Source organism: Streptomyces sp. NPDC058045, assembly GCF_042885635.1.
Classification (GTDB): Bacteria; Actinomycetota; Actinomycetes; order Streptomycetales; family Streptomycetaceae; genus Streptomyces.
Window position 1 is genome coordinate 1 of the sequence record NZ_JBHVRR010000068.1, and the last position, 24,483, is coordinate 24,483.

The following is a 24,483-nucleotide window of genomic DNA, read 5'->3' on the forward strand; positions in this document are numbered from 1 at the left end:
GTGCGCGAGTCGGGGTATCAACATATCTGGCGTTGACTTTTGGCACGCTGTTGAGTTCTCAAGGAACGGACACTTCCATCGTACTCACCCAAGCAACTAGATACTCTCGAGCTTTCCTCCGGGTGTTCCCTTCGGTGTTTCCAACCTTACCAGATTCTTTTTCCGTTCCGTTTCCGGTGGAATTCGTATCCGGTGGCCGCTGGAAGGCCTTTTGACATTCACTACGTTAACGGATTCCCCGGGTAACTCATAATCGAGTCCGGGAGAACTCATTTCGACATGCGAAAGGAGCCCCGGCGGGGTGTTCGTAGGTAGTGGGTTGTCGCTTCCGGCTGCAGGCTTGGTGCCGTACCCGGTTCAAGCGACTCGGGCAACCCTACGGGGCCCGTCGGGGTGCGTCAAGTTCGGTTCCGGCGGCGGGGAGTGTGCGGGCGGTACGGGCTGACTGTGGCGTCGCCGGCGATCCAGAAGCGCCAGGGGTGGACGCCTCCCTCACCGGCAACTCCCGTACGTGGACCGGTGCTTACGTCCCGGGAGGCGACGGGGGCGCCGGTCAGGAGGCGCAGGGGTGCGTGGGGGCCGGCGCAGAAGTCGGCGCCGTTGAGTTCGCGGTCCACGTCCAGGGCGGTGGCGAGGCGGGCGGGGCCCTTGGCGAGTTCGCGGTCGTGGCGTGCGGTGGTGCGGCGGGGGCGGGCCAGGGCGGTGCCCTCGGTGATCTCGCCGGCGCGTAGCAGCACTCCCCCGGCATGGCCCTCGGGGAAGCAGACCACGTTGAGGCAGTGCCACATGCCGTAGGTGAAGTAGACGTAGGCGTGGCCGGCGGGGCCGAACATGACGTCATTGCGCGGGGTGCGGCCGCGGTAGGCGTGGGAGCCGGGGTCCATCTCGCCCGCGTAGGCCTCTACTTCGGTGAGGCGGAGGGTGAGGGGGCCGTCGGGGGTGTTCCGTACGACGAGGCGGCCGAGGAGGTCGGGGGCGACGTCGAGGGGTGACCGTTCGAAGAAGTCCCGGGGCAGTGGTGTGTGGTCGGGGGCCGCGGTCATGGGATCAGAGGGTAGTGCAGCGGGCGGGCGGAGTATTCGGGACATTTGTTCGCCGGGCGGTTGCTTTGTTCGCTCGTCGGGGTGATGGCGGAACCGCGCTGCTGGTGGGGGCGTTGGTAGGGGTCGAGTAGATCAGTCGCGTTGCAGGCTTCGCCTGGGAGTGGAGAGTCATGGGGTTCAAGAAGCTGCTGGCGAGCCTGGGTGCGGGAGGCGCCTCGGTGGAGACGGTGCTGGCGGATGCGAATGTGGTGCCGGGTGGTGTCGTCCAGGGTGAGGTGCGGATCCAGGGCGGTTCCGTCGACCAGGAGATCGAGGGGTTGTCGGTCGGGCTTCAGGCCCGGGTCGAGGTCGAGGGCGGTGACCAGGAGTACAAGCAGGACATCGAGTTCACCAAGGTGCGGCTGGGCGGGGCGTTCCGGTTGCAGGCGGAGGCGGTGCATGTGGTGCCGTTCGGGCTGGAGATTCCGTGGGAGACGCCGATCACGTGTTTCGCGGGGCGGGCGCTGCACGGGATGAACATCGGGGTGACCACGGAGCTGGAGATCGCGCGGGCGGTCGACTCCGGTGATCTGGACCCGGTGCAGGTGCATCCGCTGCCCGCGCAGCAGGCGATCCTGGACGCTTTCGGGCAGCTCGGTTTCCGGTTCCGGAGTGCGGACATGGAGCGGGGTCATATCCGCGGCACCCGGCAGCAGTTGCCCTTCTACCAGGAGATCGAGTTCTACCCGCCGGAGCAGTACCGGGGCCTGAACCAGGTGGAGTTGAGTTTCGTCGCGGACGACCGGGCGATGGACGTGGTGCTGGAGATGGACAAGAAGTCGGGTCTGTTCAGTGAGGGGAGTGACACCTTCCGCTCGTTCCAGATGGGGCTGTACGACTTCGGGGCCACGGACTGGGCGGCGTATCTGCATCAGTGGCTGGACGAGGTGGGTGGTCGGCGCGGCTGGTTCTGAGATGCACTGCACCCCCTAGGCTCGGGACGGCTTTGTCGACGATCTGGAGGTGCCGTTGTGACCGAGCGCGAGAGGGCGCCGCTTCCGCATGAGTTCCATCCCGAGGTGCCCTCGTTCACGGTGGTGAGCGAGGACGTACAGGAGGGGGCCGTGCTGAAGGACGCTCAGGTCTATGCGGGCGGGAATGTCTCACCGCATCTGCGGTGGGCGGGGTTTCCGCCGGGGACCAAGAGTTTCGCGGTGTCCTGTTTTGATCCGGACGCTCCCACGGGCAGTGGTTTCTGGCACTGGTCGGTGTTCGACATCCCGGTGTCGGTGACCGAGCTGCCCGCGGGTGCCGGCAGTGGCTCTTTCGTGGGGCTGCCGGAGGGCGCAGTGCAGGTGCGGAACGACTACGGGGAGCGGGAGTTCGGGGGTGCCGCGCCGCCGCCCGGGGATCCGGCGCACCGCTATGTGTTCACGGTGTACGCGGTGGACGCGGAGAAGCTGGGGCCTGACGCGGACGCCTCGCCGGCGGTCGTCGGGTTCAATCTGCGGTTTCACGCGCTGGCGCGGGCGCAGTTGGTGGCCGAGTACGCGGCGGAGGCCGATAGCTGACGTTCCTCCGGGGTTCGCCCGCCCCCGGTCGCTTTGTCGACCGGGGGCGGGCATTTTTTCGGTGAGTGGACGGTGCCGGTGGAGTGGATGGTGGGTGGATATTGCGTTGTCCATCCCGGCGTGCCCGGCCAGAGTTGAACCCAGCCCGCCAGGGGGGTGGGCCGGTACGTCCGGGAGGTGGGCTGGATGAGGAACACGCTGGTGCTCAACGCGAGCTTCGAGCCGTTGTCGACGGTGACGACGAACCGGGCTGTCGTACTGGTGCTGCAGGACAAGGCGGTTGTCGAGCTGTCGCTTCCCGGGGTGCGGGTGCGGGCTGCCGCGGTGGAGTTGCCGGTGCCGCGGGTGATCAGGCTGTGCCGGTATGTACGGGTGCCGTTCCGAAGACGCGCGCCCTGGTCGCGGCGCGGGGTGCTGGTGCGGGACGGGCACCGGTGCGCGTACTGCGGGCGGCGGGCGACGACGGTGGACCATGTGGTGCCGCGGTCGCAGGGGGGTGCGGACTCCTGGTTGAACACGGTGGCCTCGTGCGCCCAGGACAACCACCGCAAGGCGGACCGTACGCCGGAGCAGGCCGGGATGCCGTTGCTGCGGCTGCCGTTCGAGCCGAGTCCGGCGGATGCGCTGGTGCTGGCGCTGGGGGACGGCGGGCCGGCGGCGGAGGTCGGGCCGCTGCCGGAGTGGCTGGTGCCGGCGGCGGCCTGAGTCGGTCGCCGGGGCCGGTAGCGGGCGCGGCCCCCGTCTCGGTTCGAGGCGGGGGCCGCGTGCTGTCCTGGTGGGCGGGGTCAGTCGAGGCGGGGGGATTCGCGGCGCTGGGCCGGGGGCTCCTTGGTGGTGGAGATCCCGGAGCGGTCGCCGCCCGAACCGCCGCCCATGGGGCCGAAGTTGCCGACGGCGCCGGAGAGGCCCTTGAGGGCGTCGCCGATCTCGCTGGGCACGATCCAGAGCTTGTTGGCGTCGCCCTCGGCGATCTTCGGCAGCATCTGGAGGTACTGGTAGGAGAGCAGCTTCTCGTCGGCGTCGCCGGCGTGGATCGACTCGAAGACGGTGCGGATGGCCTGGGCCTCGCCCTCGGCCTTGAGGGCGGCGGCCTTGGCCTCACCCTCGGCGCGCAGGATCGCGGACTGCTTCTCGCCCTCGGCGCGGAGGATCTCGGACTGGCGGACACCCTCGGCCTGGAGGATGGAGGCGCGCTTGTCGCGGTCGGCGCGCATCTGCTTCTCCATCGAGTCCTGGATGGAGGTGGGCGGTTCGATCGCCTTGAGCTCGACCCGGTTGACGCGGATGCCCCACTTGCCGGTGGCCTCGTCGAGGACGCCGCGGAGGGCCGCGTTGATCTCCTCGCGGGAGGTGAGAGTGCGTTCCAGGTCCATGCCGCCGATGATGTTGCGCAGCGTGGTGACGGTGAGCTGCTCGATGGCCTGGATGTAGCTGGCGACCTCGTAGGTGGCTGCGCGGGCGTCGGTCACCTGGTAGTAGATGACGGTGTCGATGTTGACGACCAGGTTGTCCTGGGTGATGACCGGCTGCGGCGGGAACGGCACGACCTGTTCGCGGAGGTCGATGCGGTTGCGGACGGAGTCGATGAACGGCACCACGATGTTGAGGCCCGCGTTGAGGGTGCGGGTGTAGCGCCCGAAGCGTTCCACGATGGCCGCGCTCGCCTGCGGGATGACCTGGATCGTCTTGATCAGCGCGATGAAGACCAGCACCACCAGAATGATCAGGACGATGATGATCGGTTGCATCGTGGCTCCCCGTACCCTTCTTGCCTCGGCTGCGGAAGTGCCGCAGTGATGTCGTGAGTTGTGATCTTGCTGGTCGAGTCTGTCAGACGGGCGGGGTCGGTGTGGCGGGTTCCGGCCAGGATCCGGTGTGGCCGGGTGGGCGCCGGGTCAGATGACGATGGCGGTGGCCCCGTCGATGTCGACCACGTCGACCTGGTGGCCGGCCTCGAAGCTGGAGTCGCCGTCCAGGGAGCGGGCGGACCAGACCTCGCCGGCGAGTTTGATCCGGCCGCCGGAGCCGTCGACGCGCTCCAGGACGACGGCCTGTCTGCCCTTCAACGCCTCGATCCCGGTGGCGACTTGGGGGCGGCCGGCGCTGTGCCGGGCGGCGAGCGGGCGCACCACGGCGATCAGCGCGACCGACACCGCGACGAAGACGAGCACCTGCCAGACGATGCCACCGCCCAGCCCGGCGGTGACGGCGGCGGCGACTGCTCCGACCGCGAACATGCCGAACTCCGGCATGGCGGTCACTACCAGCGGGATTCCGAGTGCGACGGCGCCGATCAGCCACCACACCCATGCGTCGATGTCCACCTGCCCATCGTAGGACCGCAGTTGACGCGGCGACAGGGGGTCTTGCGGCAGCACGGGGCGCATCGGTTTGCCGGGGTGCGGCAAGTAGGGGCGCACCACGGCGCGGGGCGGCCGGTGGCGGGTCGGGACGGGTCAGGACATGGGGAGGCCCTGGGCGGTCCAGCGTTCGCCGGTCTGCTCGATGAGGAGGGGGAGGCCGAAGCAGCGGGAGAGGTTGCGGGAGGTGAGTTCGAGTTCGATGGGTCCGGCGGCGAGGATCTCGCCCTGACGGATCATCAGGACGTGGGTGAAGCCGGGGGCGATCTCCTCAACGTGGTGCGTCACCATGATCATGGAGGGGGCGATGGGGTCGCGGGCGAGGCGGCCGAGGCGGCGTACCAGGTCTTCGCGGCCGCCGAGGTCGAGCCCGGCGGCCGGCTCGTCCAGGAGGAGCAGCTCGGGGTCGGTCATCAGGGCGCGGGCGATGAGGGTGCGCTTGCGTTCGCCTTCGGAGAGGGTGCCGAAGCGGCGGTCGAGGTAGTCGCTCATGCCGAGGCGGTCGAGGAAGGCGCGGGCGCGCTGCTCGTCGACGTCCTCGTACTCCTCGTGCCAGCCGGCGGTCATGCCGTAGGCGGCGGTGAGGACGGTCTGGAGGACGGTCTGGCGCTTGGGCAGCTTCTCGGCCATGCCGTTGCCGGCGACGCCGATGCGGGGGCGGAGTTCGAAGACGTCGACCTTGCCGAGTCGTTCGCCGAGGATGGTGGCGCTGCCGCTGCTCGGGAAGAGGTAGCTGGAGGCGACGTTGAGGAGGGTGGTCTTGCCGGCGCCGTTCGGGCCGAGGATGACCCAGCGCTCCCCTTCCTTCACCGACCAGGAGACCTGGTCCACCAGCGCGCGGCCCTCGCGGACCACGGATACGTCCACCAGCTCCAGAACATCGCTCATGAGCGCGTTGTCTCCCATTGCAGTCTCGGATGTCGCGTGCGCCGTGTGGACGCAGTCCCCGGATAAAACCTACGCCACCGGTCGCGGGACGCGGCCCCTCGGTCCGGTGCGGGGAGCGATCGCCTCACCTTCCGCCGCAAATTGCCTTGTTTGTACGGGTATTGGGGAGGGTGCCGTTCCGGCGGGCGGACCCGGGACGGACCGGGAATGGACCGCGGCCGTGGCCGACCTCCTAGTCTGGAGGGCATGTTCTCGGAACCGCGCTCCGGTCGGCTGGCCGCCTGGGGGAATGCTCTGCTCGCCGGTCTGGTGGCGCCGGACGACGCGGTGGAGGCGGTGGTCGGCTCGGACACGGTGCACCGGGTGGCGGGGCTGCCCGGGGAGCCGGGGCCGGTCGGGCTGACGCTGGGCCTGGGGCGGCTGCGGGCGCTGGGCGCCCGGGGGTTGCGGGTGGCACTGCCGGTACCGGGCCATCCGCTGGGGCTGAGCGGGCCGCCGGAGTTCAACGCGGCGGCGATGCACGCCGAGGAGGCCGTGGTCTGTGAGGGCGTGGCGCTGGGTCTGGTACCGGAGGTGACCGAGGCCGGTCCGGACGGCGGGGCACACGCGGACGATGTGCAGGTGGAAGTGGTGTGGCACTGCCTGCCGGTACGGGAGGCGCCGCCGGCGGATGTGCCCTCGCTCGGGGAGGCGGAGCGTGAGCTGGCCGAGGCGCTGCGGGCCGCCACCGAGGCGCTGACCGCGCTGGATGTGGCCGGTTCGGGACCGGTGGCCGAGGCCGCGATCGACGCCTACCGGGCGCGGGCCGAGGAGGGTTCGGGGGCGGCGGGCGGTCAGGTGCTGGCGCCGGGGTATCCGCCGCGCGCGGTGCGGGTGCTGGAGCTGGCCCGGCGGGTGGGGCTGCTGGTGGCGGTGGCGTACGGGAACGGGCACGGCGGGGCGGTGAGCGCCTCGGAGATGGCGGCGCGGGCGGAGGCGCTGCGGCCGGTGGAGCGGTGCGCCCGGCGGGCGGCGGTCGCGGCGTACAACTCGGCGGTGTCCGGGGGCCGTTGAGGCTCGGCTGCACGGGCCGGGCGGTCAGCGGGTGAGGCCGTGGCGTACGGCCCAGAGGGCGGCCTGGGTGCGGTCGGCGAGGTCGAGCTTCATCAGGATGTTGGAGACATGCGTCTTGACCGTCTTCTCGGAGAGGACGAGGGCGCGGGCGATCTCGCGGTTGGAGCGGCCGTCGGCGATCAGGCCCAGCACCTCCCGTTCGCGTTCGGTGAGGGAACCGGCCCTGACCGTGCCGCCGCCGCTGTCCTCCTGGGCGAGCAGCGCCTCGGCGACCTCCGCCTGGAGCAGTACATGGCCGGCGTGCACGGAGCGGATGGCGGCGGCGAGGGCCTCCGGGTCGACGTCCTTGTACATATAGCCGGCGGCGCCGGCGCGCAGGGCGGGGACCACGGTGCGCTGCTCGGTGAAGCTGGTGACGACGAGGACGCGGGCCGGGCTCTGCTGTTCGCGCAGGGCGCGCAGCGCCTCGATGCCGTCCATGCCGGGCATCCGGACGTCGAGCAGCACCACATCGGGCCGGAGTTCGGCGGCGCGGGCGACACCCTCGGCACCGTCGGCGGCCTCCCCCACCACCTCGATGTCGTCCTGGACCTCCAGGAAGGTACGCAGCCCCCGGCGCACCACCTGGTGGTCGTCGACGAGCAGCACGCGCACCGCGCCGCCGGTCCGTCCCGACTCAGCCACCGGGGACCTCCAGCTCGATCGTGGTGCCGGCGCCGGGCGCCGAGGTGACGGTGAGGGAGCCGCCGACGCCGCCCGCCCGGTCCCGCATCGAGACCAGGCCCAGATGGCGGCCGGCGCTGCGGACAGCGCCCGGGTCGAAACCGCGGCCGTCGTCGGTGACCCGGAGTACGGCGCCCTGGCCGCGGCGCTCCAGTACGACGGAGACCGTGCCGGCGGCGGCGTGCCGCAGTGCGTTGTGCAGGGCTTCCTGGGCGACCCGCAGCAGCGCCTCCTCCTGGGCGGCGGGCAGGGCGCGGATGCCGTGGGCGGTGAAGGCGACACGGGCGGTGTGGGCGCGGTCGAGTACCCGGACCTGGGTGCGGAGGGTGGCGACGAGGCCGTCCTCGTCGAGGAGGGCGGGGCGGAGTTCGACCACGGCGGCGCGCAGTTCGTCGGCGGCCTCGGCGGCGAGCGCGGCGACCTGGTGCAGCTCGTCCTTGGCGCGGGCCGGGTCCCGGTCGACCAGGGCGGTGGCGGCCTGGGCGGTGAGCCGCAGCGAGAAGAGTTTCTGGCTGACCGCGTCGTGCAGTTCGTGGGCGAGGCGGGAGCGCTCCTCGGCGATGGTGAGTTCGCGGCTGCGTTCGTAGAGGCGGGCGTTGGTGAGGGCGATGGCGGCGTGCTGGGCGAGGATCGTGAGGAGTTCCTCGTCCTCGGCGGTGAAGCCGCAGCCGCCGTCCGGACTGGCGCAGCGCTTGTTGGCGAGGAAGAGGATGCCGATGGTCTCCTCCCCGTCGCGTACGGGCATTCCGAGGAGGTCGGACATCTCGGGGTGGGCGGCGGGCCAGCCCTCGAAGCGCGGGTCGCGGCGTACGTCGGCGAGGCGCTGGACCCGGGCCTCGTGCAGCATCGCGGCGAGGACGCCGTGCTGCCGTGGTAGCGGGCCGATCGCCTTCCACTGGTCGTCGCTGACGCCGTCCACCACGAACTGGGCGAAGCCGCCGTGGTCGTCGGGGACGCCGAGGGCCGCGTACTCGGCGTCGAGGAGCCGGCGGGCCGAGGCGACGATCGTCTTGAGTACGTCGCGGACCTCCAGCTGCCGGCTCATCGCCAGCAGGGCCGAGCTGACCGCGGCGAGGCCGGACGGGGTGCCTGGGCTCATGACCTCACCGTACCGGCGCACCTGACCGCCCGTATCGGCCCGCAGACGGCTCCTGCCCCGACCGCAGACCTAGGACCACTCCCCCCCGGACCACCCTCGGACCCCGCCGATTCCCCTCACCCAGAGCGTTGCTCGGGCAACGATCGGTGAGACGGGAGGTCGTGGCGTGTGACCCCAGGCATAGGGCGCAGGTCACGTACGAAGGCTCGTAGTGGGTGGAAATAGTCCGTTTCAGCAGCCTATACAGGGCAGAAACGGGCAGGGTGGTGGGCCCCGGTCCACTAGGTGGCTTCGTACGTCACACCTTTGCCAGCGGATTTTGCGGCCGCTAAGAATTGCTCTCGTCGCTCGGCGCCGCGGTGCTTCGAACCCGCGGTGTCTGTGCCGGAAGCACACTGTCCCCCGCTGGACACGCGAGCGGCCTCCCCCATGCGAAGAGGTCCTAACGCCATGCCCAAGAACCGCATCCTTCCTGGTATCGGCTCCGCGCTGACCAGGACCCGAGAGCTCACCACCGACCGCATACGCCCGGCCTTCGACAACGCGAAGGACAAGGCGCGCAGCCTGCCGCTGGGCCGCATCCTCCCCGCCGACGGCTCCACCCTGACGCGGACCCACAAGCTCGGCCTCGGCGGTGTCGCCGCCCTCGGTACGGCCGCCATCGCGCTCACCGTCGTCCCGACGGGCGGCGGCGCGCAGGCCGCCGCCAGGCCCGCGACCGAGCAGGTGTCCCTGCAGACCACCGCCAGCCACCAGATCCAGGACGTGCACGCCAGCGTCACCAGCCAGTTGGCGGGAGCCGACCAGCAGGCGAAGACCGCCGCGGCCAAGCTCAAGACCCAGCAGGACGCGGAGAAGGCCAAGGCCGCCGCCAAGAAGGCAGCCGCGGCGAAGAAGGCAGCCGCCGCCAAGAAGGCAGCCAAGGAGCGTGCCGCCAAGGCCGCCGCGAACCGCTCCACGGTCCGCAAGCCGGTCTACGCCAACAACCTGGACGGCTGGATCAAGGAGTCCCTCTCCATCCTGAAGAAGCACCGCATCCCCGCCAGCTACGACGGCATCCACCGCAATGTGATCCGCGAGTCCAGCGGCAACCCCAAGGCCATCAACAACTGGGACATCAACGCCATCAACGGCATCCCGTCCAAGGGCCTGCTCCAGGTGATCCCCCCGACGTTCAAGACGTACCACGTCAAGGGAACCTCCTGGAACATCTACGACCCGGTCGCCAACATCACCGCGGCCTGCAACTACGCCGCCGACCGCTACGGTTCGATGGACAACGTGAACAGCGCCTACTGAGCGGACGAGGCCCGGGTTGACCTGAGGCTCCTACTGGACCTCTGAGCCTCATGCCGACGGCTGAGGCCCCTGTGCGTAAGGCAAGGAAGGGCGGCACCCCCGAGGGGTGCCGCCCTTCGCCGCTCCGTGTCCGCTCCCGTCACCGGGCCCGGACCGCGCGCCGCCTGGTCACTTGCGCATGACCTCGGGCTCGTGGCGGCGCAGCAGCCGCGCCACGAAGAAGCCGCAGGCGATGCCGATGGCGACGAGGACGCCGATGTTCAGCATCCACTGGCCGCTGCTCACATCCCACAGCGCGTCCGTGTCGCCCGGGTGCTCCCGGTCCCAGGGCGTCATCACGGTCTGCAGATGCAGGGTGACGGCGGCCGCGGACATCGCCCAGCGGGACGGCATCAGCCAGGCGACCTGCTCGACGCCGGGCGAACCGAAGATCTGGAACAGCACACCGGTGAACACGATCTGCACGATGGCGAACATCACCAGCAGCGGCATGGTCTTCTCGGCGGTCTTCACCAGCGAGGAGATCACCAGGCCGAACATCATCGCGGTGAAGCCCATCGCGACGATCACCAGGCACAGCTCCACCGCCGGCAGGCTGGTGAGGACCACGCCCTCCTCCGGCAGGTCCCGGGGGATGAAACCGATGGCGCAGATGATCACGGCCTGAAGCGCGGTGGTCACCCCGAGGACGATCACCTTGGACATCAGATACGCGGAGCGGGACAGGCCGGTGGCGCGTTCCCGTTCGTAGATGACCCGTTCCTTGATGAGTTCACGTACCGAGTTGGCCGCGCCGGCGAAGCACATGCCCACGGTGATGATCATCAGGATGGTGCCGGCGTTGTTGTTGAAGGTGCCGGGCGGTGGCGGCTTGAGGCCGTAGTCGGTCGGGATGACCGTACTGACGATGCCGAGGACCGCGGGGAGGATCACCATCAGGCCGATGAAGCCCTTGTCGGAGGCGATCACCGAGAGATAGCGGCGGATCAGCGTCCACAACTGGGAGCCCCACGGCTGCGCCTTCGGCGGCTTGACCGCCTGCGGCGGTGGCATCTGCACCGACTGCGCGGCGCCCGCGTCGACGTCCGCGGCGTAGAGCTGGTAGTGCTGCGAGCCCTTCCAGCGGCCGGCCCAGTCGTAGTCGCGGTAGTTCTCGAAGGCGGAGAAGACATCGGCCCAGGTGTCGTAGCCGAAGAAGTTCAGCGCCTCCTGCGGCGGGCCGAAGTACGCCACCGAGCCGCCGGGGGCCATCACCAGCAGCTTGTCGCAGAGCGCCAGTTCGGCGACGGAGTGGGTGACGACCAGGACGGTGCGCCCGTCGTCGGAGAGGCCGCGCAGGAGCTGCATCACATCGCGGTCCATGCCCGGGTCGAGGCCGGAGGTCGGCTCGTCCAGGAAGATCAGCGAGGGCTTGGTCAGCAGCTCCAAGGCGACCGAGACGCGCTTGCGCTGGCCGCCGGAGAGCGAGGTGACCTTCTTCTCCTTGTGGATGTCGAGCTTCAGCTCGCGCAGCACCTCGTTGATGCGCGCCTCGCGCTCCTGCTCCGTGGTGTCGGCGGGGAAGCGCAGCTTGGCCGCGTACTTCAGCGCCTTACGGACGGTGAGCTCCTTGTGCAGGATGTCGTCCTGCGGGACCAGACCGATGCGCTGCCGCAGCTCGGCGAACTGCTTGTACAGGTTCCGGTTGTCGTAGAGGACGTCGCCCTGGTCCGCGGGGCGGTAGCCGGTGAGCGCCTTCAGCAGCGTCGACTTGCCGGAGCCGGACGGGCCGATGACCGCGATCAGCGACTTCTCCGGCACCCCGAAGGACACGTCCTTGAGGATCTGCTTGCCGCCGTCCACGGTGACCGTGAGGTGGCGGGCGGAGAAGGAGACGTCACCGGTGTCGACGAACTCCTCAAGGCGGTCGCCGACCACCCGGAACTGGGAGTGGCCGACGCCCACCGTGTCGTTCGGACCGATCAGCGCGGTGCCCGACTTGGGGATCGGCTGGCCGTTGACATAGGTGCCGTTGTGGGAGCCGAGGTCGCGGATCTCCATGCGGCCGTCGGGCGTGGCATGGAACTCGGCGTGGTTGCGGGAGACCTGGAGGTCGGAGACGACCAGGTCGTTCTCCAGCGCACGGCCGATCTTCATGACCCGGCCCAGGGCCACCGGGTGGAAGGTGGTGTTGGCCGCGCGCTCCCCGCCGCCCTGCCCCTGCTGCGGAGGCTGCTGCGGCGGGACCTGCTGCGGCTGCTGGGCCGGCGGCTGCATCGGCTGCTGCATCTGCTGCGGCGGCACCTGGCCCGGCGGCGGCTGCCACCCCTGCTGCGGAGGCTGCTGCCAGCCGCCGGGCTGGGGCTGCTGCGGCGGGTACGGCTGCTGCTGCGGCGGCGCGCCCTGCGCGGCGCCCTGCGGCGGTGCGCCCACCGGGGCGGCGCCCGTCTGCCCGGGGTGCAGGTTCACCCGGGGCCCGTCCGTGGCGTTGCCCAGATTCACCGCGGTCCCGGGCGCCAGTTCCGCCTGCTGGATCCGCTGGCCCTGCACATAGGTGCCGTTGGTGCTGCCGTGGTCCTCGATGACCCAGCCCCGGCCGTTGAAGCTGATCGTGGCGTGCCGCCACGACACCCGGGCGTCGTCGAGCGCGATATCCCCCTGCGGATCCCGTCCGAGGGTGTATGGCCTGGACGGATCAAGAGTCCAGGTCCTTCCGTTCAATTCCAGTACGAGTTCCGGCACTCCATGCCCCACTGATCTGTCCCCCGAAAAGCCCCCGTCATGGGGAGTCCCCCCGTCATGGGAGGTCTAGGGATGTCGAACATCCCGAGGAACTATTCCAGGCCGGAGCCCAGAACCGAAAGTCGGGCCGTGTGAAGACTGCGTACACTCCCCCGCCACCCCTTCTTCCAGGCGGCTTCCAGGCACTTTCTGTCAGACGGATTCCAGGGGGCTTCCCGGCGGTACGGGCGCACTCCGGGGCCGGTGGACGCGGGGGCGTCCGATACGCGGACCGCCGGGGCGCCGTTCCGGCCGGCCCCGATACGGTGGAAACACCATGAGCCCATCGCAGACCGCAGACCTCGTGAGTTCCGATGTACCGACGCTCCTCGTCAAGATCTTCGGAAAGGACCGGCCAGGACTGACGGCCGGCCTCTTCGACACCCTCGCCGCCTACGGTGTCGACGTCGTCGACATCGAACAGGTCGTCACCCGGGGCCGGATCGTGCTGTGCGCCCTGGTCACCGAACCGCCCCCGCCGCTCGCGGGCGAACTGCGGGCCACGGTGCACAGTTGGGCCGAGTCGCTGAAGATGCAGGCGGAGATAATCTCCGGCACCGGCGACAACCGGCCGCGCGGCCTCGGCCGCTCCCATGTCACCGTGCTCGGCCACCCGCTGACCGCCGAGTCCACCGCCGCCATCGCCTCCCTGATCGCCGACCGCGGCGGCAATATCGACCGCATCTTCCGTCTCGCCAAGTACCCGGTGACAGCAGTGGAGTTCGCCGTGTCGGGCGCCGAGCCGGAGACGCTGCGGACCGCGCTGGCACCGGAGGCACCGCGGCTCGGGGTGGACATCGCGGTGGTGGCCTCGGGGCTCCAGCGGCGGGCCCAGCGGCTGGTGGTGATGGACGTCGACTCGACCCTCATCCAGGACGAGGTGATCGAGCTGTTCGCGGCGCACGCGGGCTGCGAGGAGAAGGTGGCCGAGGTGACGGCGGCCGCGATGCGCGGCGAGCTGGATTTCGAGCAGTCGCTGCACGCCCGGGTGGCGCTGCTGGCCGGTCTGGACGCCTCGGTGGTGGACAAGGTCCGCAGCGAGGTACGGCTGACGCCGGGCGCCCGCACCCTGATCCGCACGCTCAAGCGGCTCGGGTACCAGGTGGGGGTGGTGTCCGGCGGTTTCACCCAGGTCACCGACGCGCTCCAGGAGCGGCTGGGGCTGGACTTCGCGCAGGCCAACACCCTGGAGATCGTGGACGGCAGGCTCACCGGCCGGGTCGTCGGGGAGATCGTGGACCGGGCGGGCAAGGCGCGGCTGCTGCGCCGCTTCGCCGTGGAGGCGGGCGTGCCGCTCTCGCAGACGGTGGCGATCGGCGACGGCGCCAACGACCTGGACATGCTGAACGCGGCCGGTCTCGGGGTGGCGTTCAACGCCAAGCCGGTGGTGCGGGAGGCCGCGCACACCGCGGTGAACGTGCCGTTCCTGGACACCGTGCTGTATCTGCTGGGCATCACCCGCGAGGAGGTCGAGGCGGCCGACACCCACGACGGGTGAGCCCCGCCCCGGAACGCGACCGCGCCCCGCTCCGGTCGCGGTCGGCCGGGGCGGGGCGCGGTCGTTTGGGCGCTGGAGAGTATGCGGGGTCAGTCCTCGCCGGGGGCCCAGTAGCCGGTGAGCGTGCCGGAGCCCGGCTCCAGGGAGTTCCACGGTCCGGTGAAGGAGACCACCGCGATCGCGGAGGTGGGGAAGCCGCGCCCGTTCATACGCCGCGCGGTGTCGCCCTCGGCCGCGCCGGAGAGGATCTCGGTGAGCGCGTGCACACCGGGGTTGTGGCCGATCAGGACCGCGTTGCGGACGGCGTCCGGGGTCTCGTTGAGCACGGCGAGGAGCTGGCCCGGGGCGGCCTCGTAGATCCGCTCCTCGTAGACGGTGCGGGGGCGGTGGTCGAGTTCCTGGACGGCGAGCTTCCAGGTCTCCCGGGTGCGGGTGGCGGTGGAGCACAGGGCCAGATCGAAGGAGAGCCCGGTGTCGGCCAGCCTGCGGCCTGCGACGGGCGCGTCCTTGCGGCCCCGGTCAGCGAGCGGCCGTTCGTGGTCGGAGTCCTGCGACCATTCGGCCTTCGCATGACGGAGAAGGACAATCCTGCGGGGTTCTGCGACGCTCATACGCTCCAGCTTCGCATGAATGGCACTTACGGGCGCAGGGAGTTGGGGCGTTCCGCGGGGGCGGGTGGGACGGTGGCGGTCAGCCCGTGACGGCCTGCCGGACGCGGTCCAGGAGCTGGGCCAGCGCGGGCTCGCCGACGGTGGCGTGGGCGTGGTCCGGGTTGAGCAGGACGAGCAGCAGTACCGCGAAGGCCAGTACCGGCAGGGCCACGCCCCACCACGGGAGCCGGAACTCGGCAGTGGGCCCGCGATCCTGCTGGGGCCGGACAGGGACCGGCATGATGCGCCTCCGTGAGGTTGTCCGCTCCACGACCGCACCGGCGGCCATGCGTCGAACCTACGGAGTGCGCGGGCCGCGGCCCATCCGGTGATCCACCTACTTCCCCCTGAGCCTGACCCCCTAGGGGACGGTGGGGACAACCCCACCGTCAGGCTCCCCGGGCGGTGTCAGGGGGAGGCGATGGAGGCGATGACGCCGATGACCAAGGTGATCGCCAGCATGGTGCCGAGCACCAGGAGGAGTTTCCGCTGGCCGTTCTGGGGGTTCGGGTCGAGCACAGGCATACGGCAAGTCTCCCACCGTCCGCCGCCCCGGCGGACCGCGGGGTCAGGCCCGGACCGCCGCCGGAAGGCACTCGTCCTCGACGGTGCGCTTACGGCCGGCGAAGACGCCCACCACGATCTGCGGCACCATCAGCATGGCCATCAGCGCGATCGGCAGGCCCCAGCCGCCGCTGTGCTGGTAGAGCACGCCCACCAGCAGCGGGCCGGGGATGGAGATCAGATAGCCGGTGCTCTGCGCGAACGCGGACAGCTTGGCCACCCCGGCGCCGGTCCTGGCGCGCATCCCCACCATGGTCAGGGCCAGCGGGAAGGCGCAGTTGGAGACACCGAGCAGCAGCGCCCACGCCCAGGCCCCGGCGGCCGGCGCCAGATAGAGCCCGGCGTAACCGGCGAGGCCGCACAGTCCGAGGACGACGACCATCGGGCCCTGCTGCGGCAGCCGCGTCGCCACCCGGGGGATGACGAAACCCAGCGGCACGCCCAGCACCATCGTCGCCGCGAGCAGCAGCCCCGCCATGGAGGCGCTCACCCCGGCGTCCCGGAAGATCTGCGCCATCCAGCCCATGGTGACGTAGGCGGAGGTGGCCTGGAGGCCGAAGAAGACGCCGAGCGCCCAGGCGGTACGGCTGCCGCTGATCCGCATCCGGGCCGCGGCCGCCTCCACACCCGACTCGGCCCGCGCCCCGCCCGACCGCCGCGCGCCGTCCGCGGAACGCTCCCGCAGCATCGGCAGCCACGGCAGTACGGCGGCGACGCCGAGGAACGCCCACACGGCCAGTCCGGTACGCCAACTCCCGCCCAGCGCCGCGGTCATGGGCACCGTGGTGGCCGCGGCGACGGAGGTGCCGAAGGCCAGCGCCATGGAGTACAGACCGGTCATGGAGCCGACCCGGTCCGGGAAGTAGCGGTTGACGATGACCGGCATCAGTACGTTGCTGACGGCGATGCCCATCAGGGCGAGGCCGCTGGCGGCGAGGAAGCCGGCGGTGGAGCCGGTGAAGGGCCGCAGCGCCAGGCCCGCGGCGATGGCCGCCATGCCCGCGCAGACCACCGCACCGGGACCGAAGCGGCGGGCGAGGCGGGGCGCCATCACCCCGAAGATCGCGAAGCAGAGCGGCGGTACCGAGGTGAGGACGCCGGCGACGGTGCCGCTCATACCGAGGCCGGTGCGCACCTCCTCCAGCAGGGCGCCGAGGCTGGTGATGGCGGGGCGGAGATTGACCGCGGCGAGCACGATGCCCACGGTGAGGACGCCCGACACCCAGGGGCGGGGAGACGGGTGGGCGGCGGGCCGGTCGTGGGGGCTGTCGGTGTCGGGTGTGCTCATGGTCGCAGTCGCGGTCGTCTCGGGTGCCATGACAACCATCATAGAATCATGGGATGATTGGCTGTCCACCCGGCCGGCTGTGTCCGCCGTCACCCCGGCTCCGCAGCGACCGTTCAACCGTCCGTCCACTCCGCACCGAAACCGCCCGGGTCCCGCCTTCCGTCCGTCCCAGGCCCGTCTGCCCCGAGGTTCCCCATGCCGTTGCACCACCCGCAAAGGTCAGCCCTGTCCGAGCAGGTCATCGCCGCGCTGCGCGGCGCGATCGCCTCGGGTGAGTGGCCGGTCGGATCGCGTATCCCCACCGAGCCGGAACTGGTGGAGCAGTTGGGCGTCGCCCGGAACACGATCCGGGAGGCGGTGCGCGCCCTGGCGCACACCGGTCTGCTGGACATCCGGCAGGGCTCCGGCACCTATGTGGTGGCCACCAGCGAACTGGCAGGGGTGATGCAGCGCCGCTTCGCCGGGGCCGACCCGCAGCATGTGGCGGAGCTGCGCGCCGCCCTGGAGTCGAGCGCCGCCAAGCTCGCCGCCCGGCGCCGTACCGCACGCGATCTGAAGCAGCTCGACGCGCTGCTGGTGCTGCGGGAGAAGACCTGGCGGTCCGGGGACGCGGAGGCGTTCATCGCCGCCGACGCCACCTTCCACCTGGCGGTCGTCGCGGCCTCCCACAACGATGTGCTCACCGCGGTCTACGGCGATCTGGGCGAGGTGATGCGGGACTGGCTGCGGGACGACGTGGGCCCCGAGCTGACGCCCGAGTCGCATATGGACCACACACGGCTGGTGACGGCGATCCGCGACCGGGACCCGGAGGCGGCCGCCGAGGAGGCCGCGTCCTATCCGCAGGCGTGCCGCACCCACACCGGCCCCCGCAGCCCGGAGCCCGCCGGGGCCTGACCGTTCTCACCGCCGGTGGGTCACCCACACCGTGCGGATCTCCTTCCAGCAGCGGCCGGTGAGCCGCACCGTCTGGGCCGGGCCGGCCACCGCGGCGGCGGTGTCGGTGTCCACGTCCCACCAGCGGGCGCACTCCACATGCAGGCGCAGCCGGTCCGGCCGGGGCGTCCCGTTGTGGCAGTGGACGACGGCGAGCGAGCCGCGGACGGCGGTACGGCAGCCCGCCCCGGCCGGCTCCGGCCGGGGGCTCGGGGCGGCGACCGGGCGGGTGCCGGTGCCGCGGTGCTCCCCGGCCGGGCTGTGCGGGACGCCGGGCAGGGTGACCAGCACGGTCAGCAGGGCGACGACCGAGGCGTACAGCAGGGCGGTGCCGTGCGGGCCGAGGTGGAACTCGGGCGCGGAGCGCGGGGGCCTTCGGGGAGCGGACAGGCGCACAAGGGAACCTCCTCGGCCGTACTGCGGCGGACGGAGGCGCCCACCGCTGCTGCACCACAAGGGGGACTGCACGGAACTGCACGGAACTGCGCCGGGAACAGGGGGACTTGGGCTCGGACGAGTACGGGACGGGCCTCGCCGGTGGCCCGTCTCCAGGGTGCGGGCGGCCCCGGCCCGGCGCCCGGCACGCTCACCCGAACGAGCGACGCCCCGTCCCGCGGGCTGCGGGTCGGGGCGCCGTAACGGTGCCGGGGCGGGCGGTCAGGCGCCCATCATGTGCACGCCGCCGTCGACATGGACGATCTCGCCGGTGGTCTTGGGGAAGAAGTCCGACAGCAGGGCCACGACACCGCGGCCCGCGGGCTCCGGGTCGCCCATGTCCCACTCCAGCGGGGAGCGGGCGTTCCACACCTCCGCGAGGTCCGTGAAGCCCGGGATGGACTTGGCGGCCATCGAACCGATCGGGCCGGCCGAGACCAGGTTGCAGCGGATGTTCTCCTTGCCCAGGTCCCGGGCGAGGTAGCGGCTGGTGGCCTCCAGCGCTGCCTTCGCCGGGCCCATCCAGTCGTACTTGGGCCAGGCGAACTGCGCGTCGAAGGTGAGGCCGACGACCGAGGCGCCGCCGTCGAAGAGCGGGCGGCAGGCCATGGTGAGCGACTTCAGGGAGTACGCCGAGACATGCATGGCGGTGGCGACGTCGTCGAAGCTCGCCTCCAGGAAGTCGAAGGCGCCCTGCGGGGCGAAGCCGATGGAGTGCACGACGCCGTCGAGGCCGCCCAACTCCTCGCGCACCAGCCCGGCCAGCCGGTCCAGGTGCTTGTCGTCGGTGACGTCCAGCTCGATGACCTTGGCGGGATTCGGGAGCCGCCGTGCGATGCGCTCGGTGAGCGTGGGCCGCGGGAACCCGGTCAGGATGATCTCGGCACCTTGCTCCTGCGCCACCTTCGCGGCGTGGAAGGCGATGGACGACTCCTTCAGCACACCGGTGACGAGGATGCGCTTGCCGTCGAGGATTCCGCTCATGGCGTTCAGTGACCCATGCCCAATCCGCCGTCAACGGGGATGACGGCTCCAGTGATGTACGAGGCGTCGTCGGAGGCGAGGAAGCGGACCGCGGCCGCGATCTCCTCGGGCTTCGCGTACCGGCCCAGCGGCACCTGCGCCATGATGCCGTCGCGCCGCTCCTCGCTGAGCGCCTCCGTCATGTCGGTGTCGACGAAGCCGGGGGCGACGACGTTGAAGGTGATGTTGCGGGAGCCGAGCTCACGGGCGAGGGAGCGGGCGAAGCCGATCAGACCGGCCTTGGACGCCGCGTAGTTGGCCTGGCCCGCGGAGCCGAGGAGGCCCACCACCGAGGAGATCAGCACCACGCGGCCCCTGCGGGCGCGCAACATGCCGCGGTTGGCGCGCTTGACCACCCGGAAGGTGCCGGTGAGGTTGGTCTCCAGGACCGCGGTGAAGTCCTCCTCGGACATCCGCATCAGCAACTGGTCCCTGGTGATGCCCGCGTTGGCGACCAGGACCTCGACGGTGCCGTGCTGGGCCTCGATCTCCTTGTAGGCCTGCTCCACCTGTTCGGCGTCGGTGATGTCGCAGCGGACGGCGAGGAAGCCGGCCGGCGGCTCGCCCGACCGGTAGGTGATGGCGACCTTGTCACCCGCGTCGGCGAACGCCCGGGCAATGGCGAGGCCGATGCCCCGGTTTCCTCCGGTGACGAGAACCGAGCGGTTCAACGGATCACCCTTTCACTAGCGATGGAAACGCCGTCCCCACCTTCCGGAGGGACGGGCGGCTACCGGAAACCTACCGGTACCGGACGCACGCCCGGCAATCGGTCGTCAACAGCACGCCTCACCCGGGACTGTTGGATCCCTACAGAGGGCCGCACAACCGACGGTAATCGGGCGGCGCGGTCGGTGTGTGGCGTGGTTCACTGCCGACGGTCAGCTTGCCGCAGTCCGGTGACATGAGAATCCGGTGACGCGAAGGGATGGGCCGCCCGTGCCCCACGAGATCGATCCGACGTTTCTCTCCCTGCCCCTGCGGGCCCTCGCCGACGCGGCGTTGGCCCGAGCGCGGGCACTCGGTGCGGAGCACGCCGACTTCCGCCTGGAGCGGGTGCGCGGCGCCTCGCTCCGGCTGCGGGACGCCCGCCCGTCCGCCTCCGCCGACACCACGGACCTGGGGTACGCGGTGCGGGTGGTGCACGACGGCGCCTGGGGTTTCGCCTCCGGGGTGGACCTGACCATGGACGCGGCGGCGCGGGTGGCCTCGCAGGCGGTGGCCCTGGCGAAGCTGTCGGCGCAGGTGGCGCGAGAAGCCGGGGGCGGCGACCGGGTCGAGTTGGCGGACGAGCCGGTGCACTCGGAGCAGACCTGGGTGTCCTCGTACGAGGTGGACCCGTTCTCGGTGCCGGAGGCGGAGCGGAGCGGGCTGCTGGCCGAGTGGAGCGCGGAGTTGCTGCGCGCGCCGGGCGTCTCCCATGTGGACGCGGCGCTGCTCGCCGTGCATGAGAACAAGTTCTACGCGGACACCGCGGGCACCGTCACCACCCAGCAACGGGTGCGGCTCCACCCGCAGTTGACGGCGGTGTCGGTGGACGGGGCGAGCGGCGAGTTCGACTCGATGCGTACCCTGGCGCCGCCGGTGGGCCGCGGCTGGGAGTACCTCACCGGCACCGGCTGGGACTGGCGGCGGGAGCTGGACGAGATCCCCGGGCTGCTCGCCGAGAAGATGCGCGCCCCGAGCGTCCGGGCCGGCGTCTACGACCTGGTGGTGGACCCGTCGAACCTCTGGCTCACCATCCACGAGTCCATCGGGCACGCCACCGAACTGGACCGCGCGCTCGGCTACGAGGCGGCGTACGCGGGCACCTCCTTCGCCACCTTCGACCGCCTGGGCAGCCTCAAGTACGGCTCGCCGCTGATGAACGTGACCGGCGACCGCACCGCCGAGCACGGCCTCGCCACCATCGGCTACGACGACGACGGCGTGCGGGCTCAGTCCTGGGACCTGGTGCGGGACGGCATCCTCGTCGGCTACCAACTGGACCGCGCCATCGCGCACCGCACCGGCTTCGAGCGTTCCAACGGCTGCGCCTACGCCGACTCCCCGGGCCATGTGCCGCTCCAGCGGATGGCGAACGTGTCGCTGCGGCCGGACCCGGGCGGGATGTCCACCGAGGACCTGATCGGCGGGGTGGAGCGCGGTATCTACGTGGTCGGGGACCGCTCCTGGTCCATCGACATGCAGCGGTACAACTTCCAGTTCACCGGGCAGCGCTTCTACCGGATCGAGAACGGGCGGCTGGCCGGGCAGGTGCGGGACGTGGCGTACCAGGCGACGACCACCGACTTCTGGGGGTCGATGACGGCCGTCGGCGGGCCCGGCACCTATGTGCTGGGCGGGGCCTTCAACTGCGGCAAGGCACAGCCCGGCCAGATCGCCGCCGTCTCGCACGGCTGCCCCTCGGCGCTGTTCGGCGGCGTCACCATTCTGAACACCACCCAGGAGGCCGGCCGATGAGCCCCAGCGCACCCACCAGCACGCCGCACGAGATCGTGGAGCGCGCCCTGGCGCTGTCCAGGGCGGACGGCTGCGTGGTGATCGCGGACGAGCGGTCCACGGCCAATCTGCGCTGGGCGCGCAACGCGCTCACCACCAACGGTGTGACCCGCGGCCGCACCCTGACCGTGATCGCCACCGTGGACGGGGCCCAGGGCACCGCCTCCGGGGTGGTGTCCCGCTCGGCGGTGACCGCGGCCGATCTGGAGCCGCTGGTACGGGCCGCGGAGGAGGCGGCGCGGGCGGCGGGTCCGGCGGAGGACGCCCAGCCTCTGGTACCGGCGGGCGAACCGGCCGGGGACTTCACCGAGGCGCCGGCCGAGACCTCCTCGGCGGTCTTCGCGGACTTCGCGCCGGCCCTCGGCGCGGCCTTCGCCGAGGCCCGCTCCGGCGGCCGCGAACTGTACGGTTTCGCCAACCACGAGCTGGTCTCCAGCTATCTGGGCACCTCCACCGGACTCCGCCTCCGCCACGACCAGCCCACCGGCACCCTGGAGGTCAACGCCAAGTCCCCCGACGGCACCCGCTCGGCCTGGGCGGGGCGCGCCACCCGGGACTTCGGCGATGTCGACCCGGGCGCCCTGGACGCGGAGCTGGCCCAGCGGCTGGCCTGGGCCGAGCGCCGGGTGGAACTGCCCGCGGGCCGCTACGAGACGCTGCTGCCGCCGACCGCGGTCGCCGATCTGCTGATCTACCAGTTCTGGCAGTCGGCGGCCCGGGACGCCGCGGAGGGCCGTACCGTCTTCTCCCGGCCGGGCGGCGGCACCCGGGTCGGGGAGCGGCTGGCGCGGCTGCCGCTGAATCTGCGCAGCGATCCGCACGCGCCGGGTCTGGAGGCGGCGCCGTTCGTGCTGGCGCACACCTCGCAGGACGACGCCTCGGTCTTCGACAACGGGCTGCCGCTGTCCGCCACCGACTGGATCCGCGGCGGCGAGCTGGCGCACCTCACCACGACCCGGCACGCGGCGGCGCTGACCGGGCTGCCGGTGGCGCCCGCGGTGGACAACCTGATCCTGGACGGCGGTTCGGACGCCGGCCTGGACGAGATGGTCGCCCGTACCGAGCGCGGTCTGCTGCTGACCTGCCTCTGGTACATCCGCGAGGTCGACCCGGCCACCCTGCTGCTGACCGGCCTCACCCGGGACGGCGTCTACCTGGTGGAGAACGGCGAGGTGACCGGCGCGGTGAACAACTTCCGCTTCAACGAGTCCCCGGTGGACGTACTGGCCCGGGCCACCGAGGCGGGCCGTACCGAGCGGACCCTGCCGCGGGAGTGGAACGACTTCTTCACCCGGACCGCGATGCCGCCGCTGCGGGTGGCGGACTTCCATATGAGCTCGGTCAGTCCGGGCGTCTGAACCGGGCCACCCGGGCGGCCCATAGACTGGAGTACAGCCTGCCCCCCGGCCCGTGGCTGCCGCCCGGCCGAGGGGCCGTCCCGATCACTCCCCGAAGGAGACACACAACCGTGACGGACATCGTCGACGAGCTGAAGTGGCGCGGGCTGTTCGCCCTGTCCACCGACGAGGACGCCTTGCGCAAGACGCTCGCGGACGGACCCGTCACGTTCTATTGCGGCTTCGACCCGACGGCGCCGAGCCTGCATGTGGGACATCTGGTGCAGGTGCTCACGGTGCGCCGGCTCCAGCAGGCGGGGCACCGGCCGCTGGCCCTGGTGGGCGGGGCGACCGGCCTCATCGGCGATCCGCGGCCGACCGCCGAGCGCACCCTGAACTCGCCGGAGACGGTGGCCGGTTGGGTGGCGAAGCTGCGCCGGCAGATCGAGCCGTTCCTCTCCTTCGAGGGCGAGAACGCGGCGACGATGGTGAACAACCTGGACTGGACCGAGGGCCTCTCCGCGATCGAGTTCCTGCGGGACATCGGCAAGCACTTCCGCGTCAACAAGATGCTCACCAAGGACTCGGTCGCCCGCCGCCTGGAGTCCGACCAGGGCATCAGCTACACGGAGTTCAGCTACCAGATCCTCCAGGGCATGGACTTCCTCCAGCTCTACCGGCGCCACGGCTGCGTGCTCCAGCAGGGCGGCTCGGACCAGTGGGGCAATCTCACCGCGGGCCTGGACCTGATCCACCGCCTGGAGCCGGACGCCACCGTGCACGCGCTGGCCACCCCGCTGATGACGAAGGCGGACGGCACCAAGTTCGGCAAGACCGAGGGCGGCGCGGTCTGGCTGGACCCGGAGATGACCACGCCGTACGCCTTCTACCAGTTCTGGCTGAACGTCGACGACCGGGACATCTCCCGGTACCTGCGGATCCTCAGCTTCCGCAGCCGGGAGGAGCTGGAGGAGCTGGAGCGGCAGACCGCGGAGCGGCCGCAGGCGCGGGCCGCGCAGCGGGCGCTGGCCGAGGAGCTGACCACGCTGGTGCACGGCGCCGAGCAGTGCGCCGCGGTGATCGCCGCCTCCCGGGCCCTCTTCGGGCAGGGCGATCTGGCGGCGCTGGACGAGGCGACGCTGGCCGCCGCCCTCTCGGAGCTGCCGCAGGCGAAGGTGGCCGAGCCGGGCCCGGTGGTGGATCTGCTGGCCGAGACGGGTCTGGTGCCCAGCAAGTCCGCGGCCCGCCGCACCGTGAAGGAGGGCGGCGCCTATGTGAACAACACCAAGGTGGCCGCCGAGGACGCGGTGCCCGCCCCCGGGGATCTGCTGCACGGCCGCTGGCTGGTGCTGCGCCGCGGCAAGCGGAATCTGGCGGCGGTCGAGGTCACCGGCTGACCGCTGCCGCGTACGACGGGAGGCGCGCCCGTGGTGGGGCGCGCCTCCCGTCGTTCGTACGCCGTGTCAGCCGCGCAT

The 24,483-nt window shown here is 71.3% G+C and carries 25 protein-coding genes; 11 read left to right on the forward strand and 14 right to left on the reverse strand.

Annotation, left to right across the window (positions count from 1 at the left end; genetic code table 11):
• Window positions 1–215, forward strand: a 215-nt coding sequence (locus ACFVST_RS26635) for a hypothetical protein (protein WP_390156130.1), incomplete at its 5' end; no start/stop codon positions are given.
• A 183-nt stretch (window positions 216–398) separates the two neighbouring features.
• Here the strand turns inward: ACFVST_RS26635 and ACFVST_RS26640 are convergent.
• Window positions 399–1,043: a DNA-3-methyladenine glycosylase gene (locus ACFVST_RS26640; RefSeq protein ID WP_390156131.1), complete on the reverse strand. Its 645-nt coding sequence runs from the start codon at window positions 1,041–1,043 to the stop codon at window positions 399–401.
• A 170-nt stretch (window positions 1,044–1,213) separates the two neighbouring features.
• On the opposite strand from ACFVST_RS26640, the gene ACFVST_RS26645 reads away from it, so the two are divergent.
• The 3 genes from ACFVST_RS26645 to ACFVST_RS26655 all read left to right on the forward strand — a co-directional run bounded on the left by ACFVST_RS26645 (window position 1,214) and on the right by ACFVST_RS26655 (window position 3,298).
• Complete coding sequence (locus ACFVST_RS26645; protein ID WP_390156132.1) at window positions 1,214–1,996, forward strand: sporulation protein; 783 nt, start codon at window positions 1,214–1,216, stop codon at window positions 1,994–1,996.
• A 57-nt stretch (window positions 1,997–2,053) separates the two neighbouring features.
• Complete coding sequence (locus ACFVST_RS26650; protein ID WP_390156133.1) at window positions 2,054–2,593, forward strand: YbhB/YbcL family Raf kinase inhibitor-like protein; 540 nt, start codon at window positions 2,054–2,056, stop codon at window positions 2,591–2,593.
• 186 nt (window positions 2,594–2,779) lie between these two features.
• Window positions 2,780–3,298, forward strand: coding sequence for an HNH endonuclease (locus tag ACFVST_RS26655; protein ID WP_390156134.1), 519 nt, complete (start codon window positions 2,780–2,782; stop codon window positions 3,296–3,298).
• A gap of 80 nt (window positions 3,299–3,378) precedes the next feature.
• On the opposite strand, the gene ACFVST_RS26660 is transcribed toward ACFVST_RS26655, so the two are convergent.
• The 3 genes from ACFVST_RS26660 to ACFVST_RS26670 form a co-directional block, all read right to left on the reverse strand.
• A complete protein-coding gene (locus ACFVST_RS26660) occupies window positions 3,379–4,341 on the reverse strand; it encodes an SPFH domain-containing protein (RefSeq protein ID WP_390156135.1) in 963 nt (320 codons plus the stop codon).
• Between the two features lie 147 nt (window positions 4,342–4,488).
• On the reverse strand, window positions 4,489–4,917 hold the full coding sequence (locus ACFVST_RS26665; RefSeq protein WP_390156136.1) for an NfeD family protein: 429 nt from the start codon (window positions 4,915–4,917) through the stop codon (window positions 4,489–4,491).
• Between the two features lie 132 nt (window positions 4,918–5,049).
• Complete coding sequence (locus ACFVST_RS26670) at window positions 5,050–5,841, reverse strand: ABC transporter ATP-binding protein (protein ID WP_390156137.1); 792 nt, start codon at window positions 5,839–5,841, stop codon at window positions 5,050–5,052.
• A gap of 246 nt (window positions 5,842–6,087) precedes the next feature.
• Between ACFVST_RS26670 and ACFVST_RS26675 the strand changes: the two genes are divergently transcribed.
• Complete coding sequence (locus tag ACFVST_RS26675; protein WP_390156138.1) at window positions 6,088–6,894, forward strand: hypothetical protein; 807 nt, start codon at window positions 6,088–6,090, stop codon at window positions 6,892–6,894.
• A 24-nt stretch (window positions 6,895–6,918) separates the two neighbouring features.
• Here ACFVST_RS26675 and ACFVST_RS26680 read toward each other — a convergent pair whose 3' ends face one another.
• Together ACFVST_RS26680 and ACFVST_RS26685 are read right to left on the reverse strand one after the other, a co-directional pair.
• The gene (locus ACFVST_RS26680; protein WP_390156139.1) at window positions 6,919–7,578 is read right to left on the reverse strand and encodes a response regulator; all 660 of its coding nucleotides are present in this window, start codon (window positions 7,576–7,578) and stop codon (window positions 6,919–6,921) included.
• Window positions 7,571–8,716 (reverse strand): GAF domain-containing sensor histidine kinase, encoded by a 1,146-nt coding sequence (locus ACFVST_RS26685; RefSeq protein WP_390156140.1) that lies wholly within the window; start codon window positions 8,714–8,716, stop codon window positions 7,571–7,573. The genes ACFVST_RS26680 and ACFVST_RS26685 overlap by 8 nt, the downstream gene beginning before the upstream one ends.
• 450 nt (window positions 8,717–9,166) lie before the next feature.
• On the opposite strand from ACFVST_RS26685, the gene ACFVST_RS26690 reads away from it, so the two are divergent.
• Window positions 9,167–10,015, forward strand: coding sequence for a transglycosylase SLT domain-containing protein (locus ACFVST_RS26690; RefSeq protein WP_390156141.1), 849 nt, complete (start codon window positions 9,167–9,169; stop codon window positions 10,013–10,015).
• A 168-nt stretch (window positions 10,016–10,183) separates the two neighbouring features.
• Here the strand turns inward: ACFVST_RS26690 and ACFVST_RS26695 are convergent, their stop codons facing one another.
• On the reverse strand, window positions 10,184–12,715 hold the full coding sequence (locus ACFVST_RS26695; protein WP_390156142.1) for an FHA domain-containing protein: 2,532 nt from the start codon (window positions 12,713–12,715) through the stop codon (window positions 10,184–10,186).
• 337 nt (window positions 12,716–13,052) lie between these two features.
• On the opposite strand from ACFVST_RS26695, the gene serB reads away from it, so the two are divergent.
• Window positions 13,053–14,273 carry a phosphoserine phosphatase SerB gene (gene serB, locus ACFVST_RS26700; protein ID WP_390156143.1) on the forward strand — a complete coding sequence of 407 codons (1,221 nt, stop codon included), beginning with the start codon at window positions 13,053–13,055 and terminating at the stop codon, window positions 14,271–14,273.
• Window positions 14,274–14,362: 89 nt separating this feature from the next.
• Here serB and ACFVST_RS26705 read toward each other — a convergent pair whose 3' ends face one another.
• The 4 genes from ACFVST_RS26705 to ACFVST_RS26720 form a co-directional block, all read right to left on the reverse strand.
• A complete protein-coding gene (locus ACFVST_RS26705; protein ID WP_390156144.1) occupies window positions 14,363–14,884 on the reverse strand; it encodes a SixA phosphatase family protein in 522 nt (173 codons plus the stop codon).
• A gap of 79 nt (window positions 14,885–14,963) precedes the next feature.
• Window positions 14,964–15,164: a hypothetical protein gene (locus ACFVST_RS26710; protein WP_390156145.1), complete on the reverse strand. Its 201-nt coding sequence runs from the start codon at window positions 15,162–15,164 to the stop codon at window positions 14,964–14,966.
• A gap of 167 nt (window positions 15,165–15,331) precedes the next feature.
• Window positions 15,332–15,448, reverse strand: coding sequence for an SGM_5486 family transporter-associated protein (locus ACFVST_RS26715; protein ID WP_390156146.1), 117 nt, complete (start codon window positions 15,446–15,448; stop codon window positions 15,332–15,334).
• Window positions 15,449–15,491: 43 nt separating this feature from the next.
• Entirely contained in the window at window positions 15,492–16,814 is a 1,323-nt protein-coding gene (locus tag ACFVST_RS26720; protein WP_390156153.1) for a CynX/NimT family MFS transporter, read from the reverse strand.
• Between the two features lie 156 nt (window positions 16,815–16,970).
• On the opposite strand from ACFVST_RS26720, the gene ACFVST_RS26725 reads away from it, so the two are divergent.
• The gene (locus ACFVST_RS26725; protein WP_390156147.1) at window positions 16,971–17,672 is read left to right on the forward strand and encodes a FadR/GntR family transcriptional regulator; all 702 of its coding nucleotides are present in this window, start codon (window positions 16,971–16,973) and stop codon (window positions 17,670–17,672) included.
• Window positions 17,673–17,678: 6 nt separating this feature from the next.
• On the opposite strand, the gene ACFVST_RS26730 is transcribed toward ACFVST_RS26725, so the two are convergent.
• The 3 genes from ACFVST_RS26730 to fabG form a co-directional block, all read right to left on the reverse strand.
• Window positions 17,679–18,101: a hypothetical protein gene (locus ACFVST_RS26730; RefSeq protein WP_390156154.1), complete on the reverse strand. Its 423-nt coding sequence runs from the start codon at window positions 18,099–18,101 to the stop codon at window positions 17,679–17,681.
• Between the two features lie 267 nt (window positions 18,102–18,368).
• A complete protein-coding gene (gene fabI / locus ACFVST_RS26735) occupies window positions 18,369–19,130 on the reverse strand; it encodes an enoyl-ACP reductase FabI (protein ID WP_390156148.1) in 762 nt (253 codons plus the stop codon).
• Between the two features lie 5 nt (window positions 19,131–19,135).
• A complete protein-coding gene (gene fabG / locus ACFVST_RS26740; protein ID WP_390156149.1) occupies window positions 19,136–19,840 on the reverse strand; it encodes a 3-oxoacyl-[acyl-carrier-protein] reductase in 705 nt (234 codons plus the stop codon).
• Between the two features lie 268 nt (window positions 19,841–20,108).
• Between fabG and ACFVST_RS26745 the strand changes: the two genes are divergently transcribed.
• The 3 genes from ACFVST_RS26745 to tyrS all read left to right on the forward strand — a co-directional run bounded on the left by ACFVST_RS26745 (window position 20,109) and on the right by tyrS (window position 24,405).
• Window positions 20,109–21,632, forward strand: coding sequence for a TldD/PmbA family protein (locus ACFVST_RS26745; RefSeq protein WP_390156150.1), 1,524 nt, complete (start codon window positions 20,109–20,111; stop codon window positions 21,630–21,632).
• Complete coding sequence (locus ACFVST_RS26750) at window positions 21,629–23,029, forward strand: metallopeptidase TldD-related protein (RefSeq protein ID WP_390156151.1); 1,401 nt, start codon at window positions 21,629–21,631, stop codon at window positions 23,027–23,029. The genes ACFVST_RS26745 and ACFVST_RS26750 overlap by 4 nt, the downstream gene beginning before the upstream one ends.
• A 110-nt stretch (window positions 23,030–23,139) precedes the next feature.
• Window positions 23,140–24,405 carry a tyrosine--tRNA ligase gene (gene tyrS / locus ACFVST_RS26755; RefSeq protein WP_390156152.1) on the forward strand — a complete coding sequence of 422 codons (1,266 nt, stop codon included), beginning with the start codon at window positions 23,140–23,142 and terminating at the stop codon, window positions 24,403–24,405.
• Window positions 24,406–24,483 lie beyond the last annotated feature (78 nt).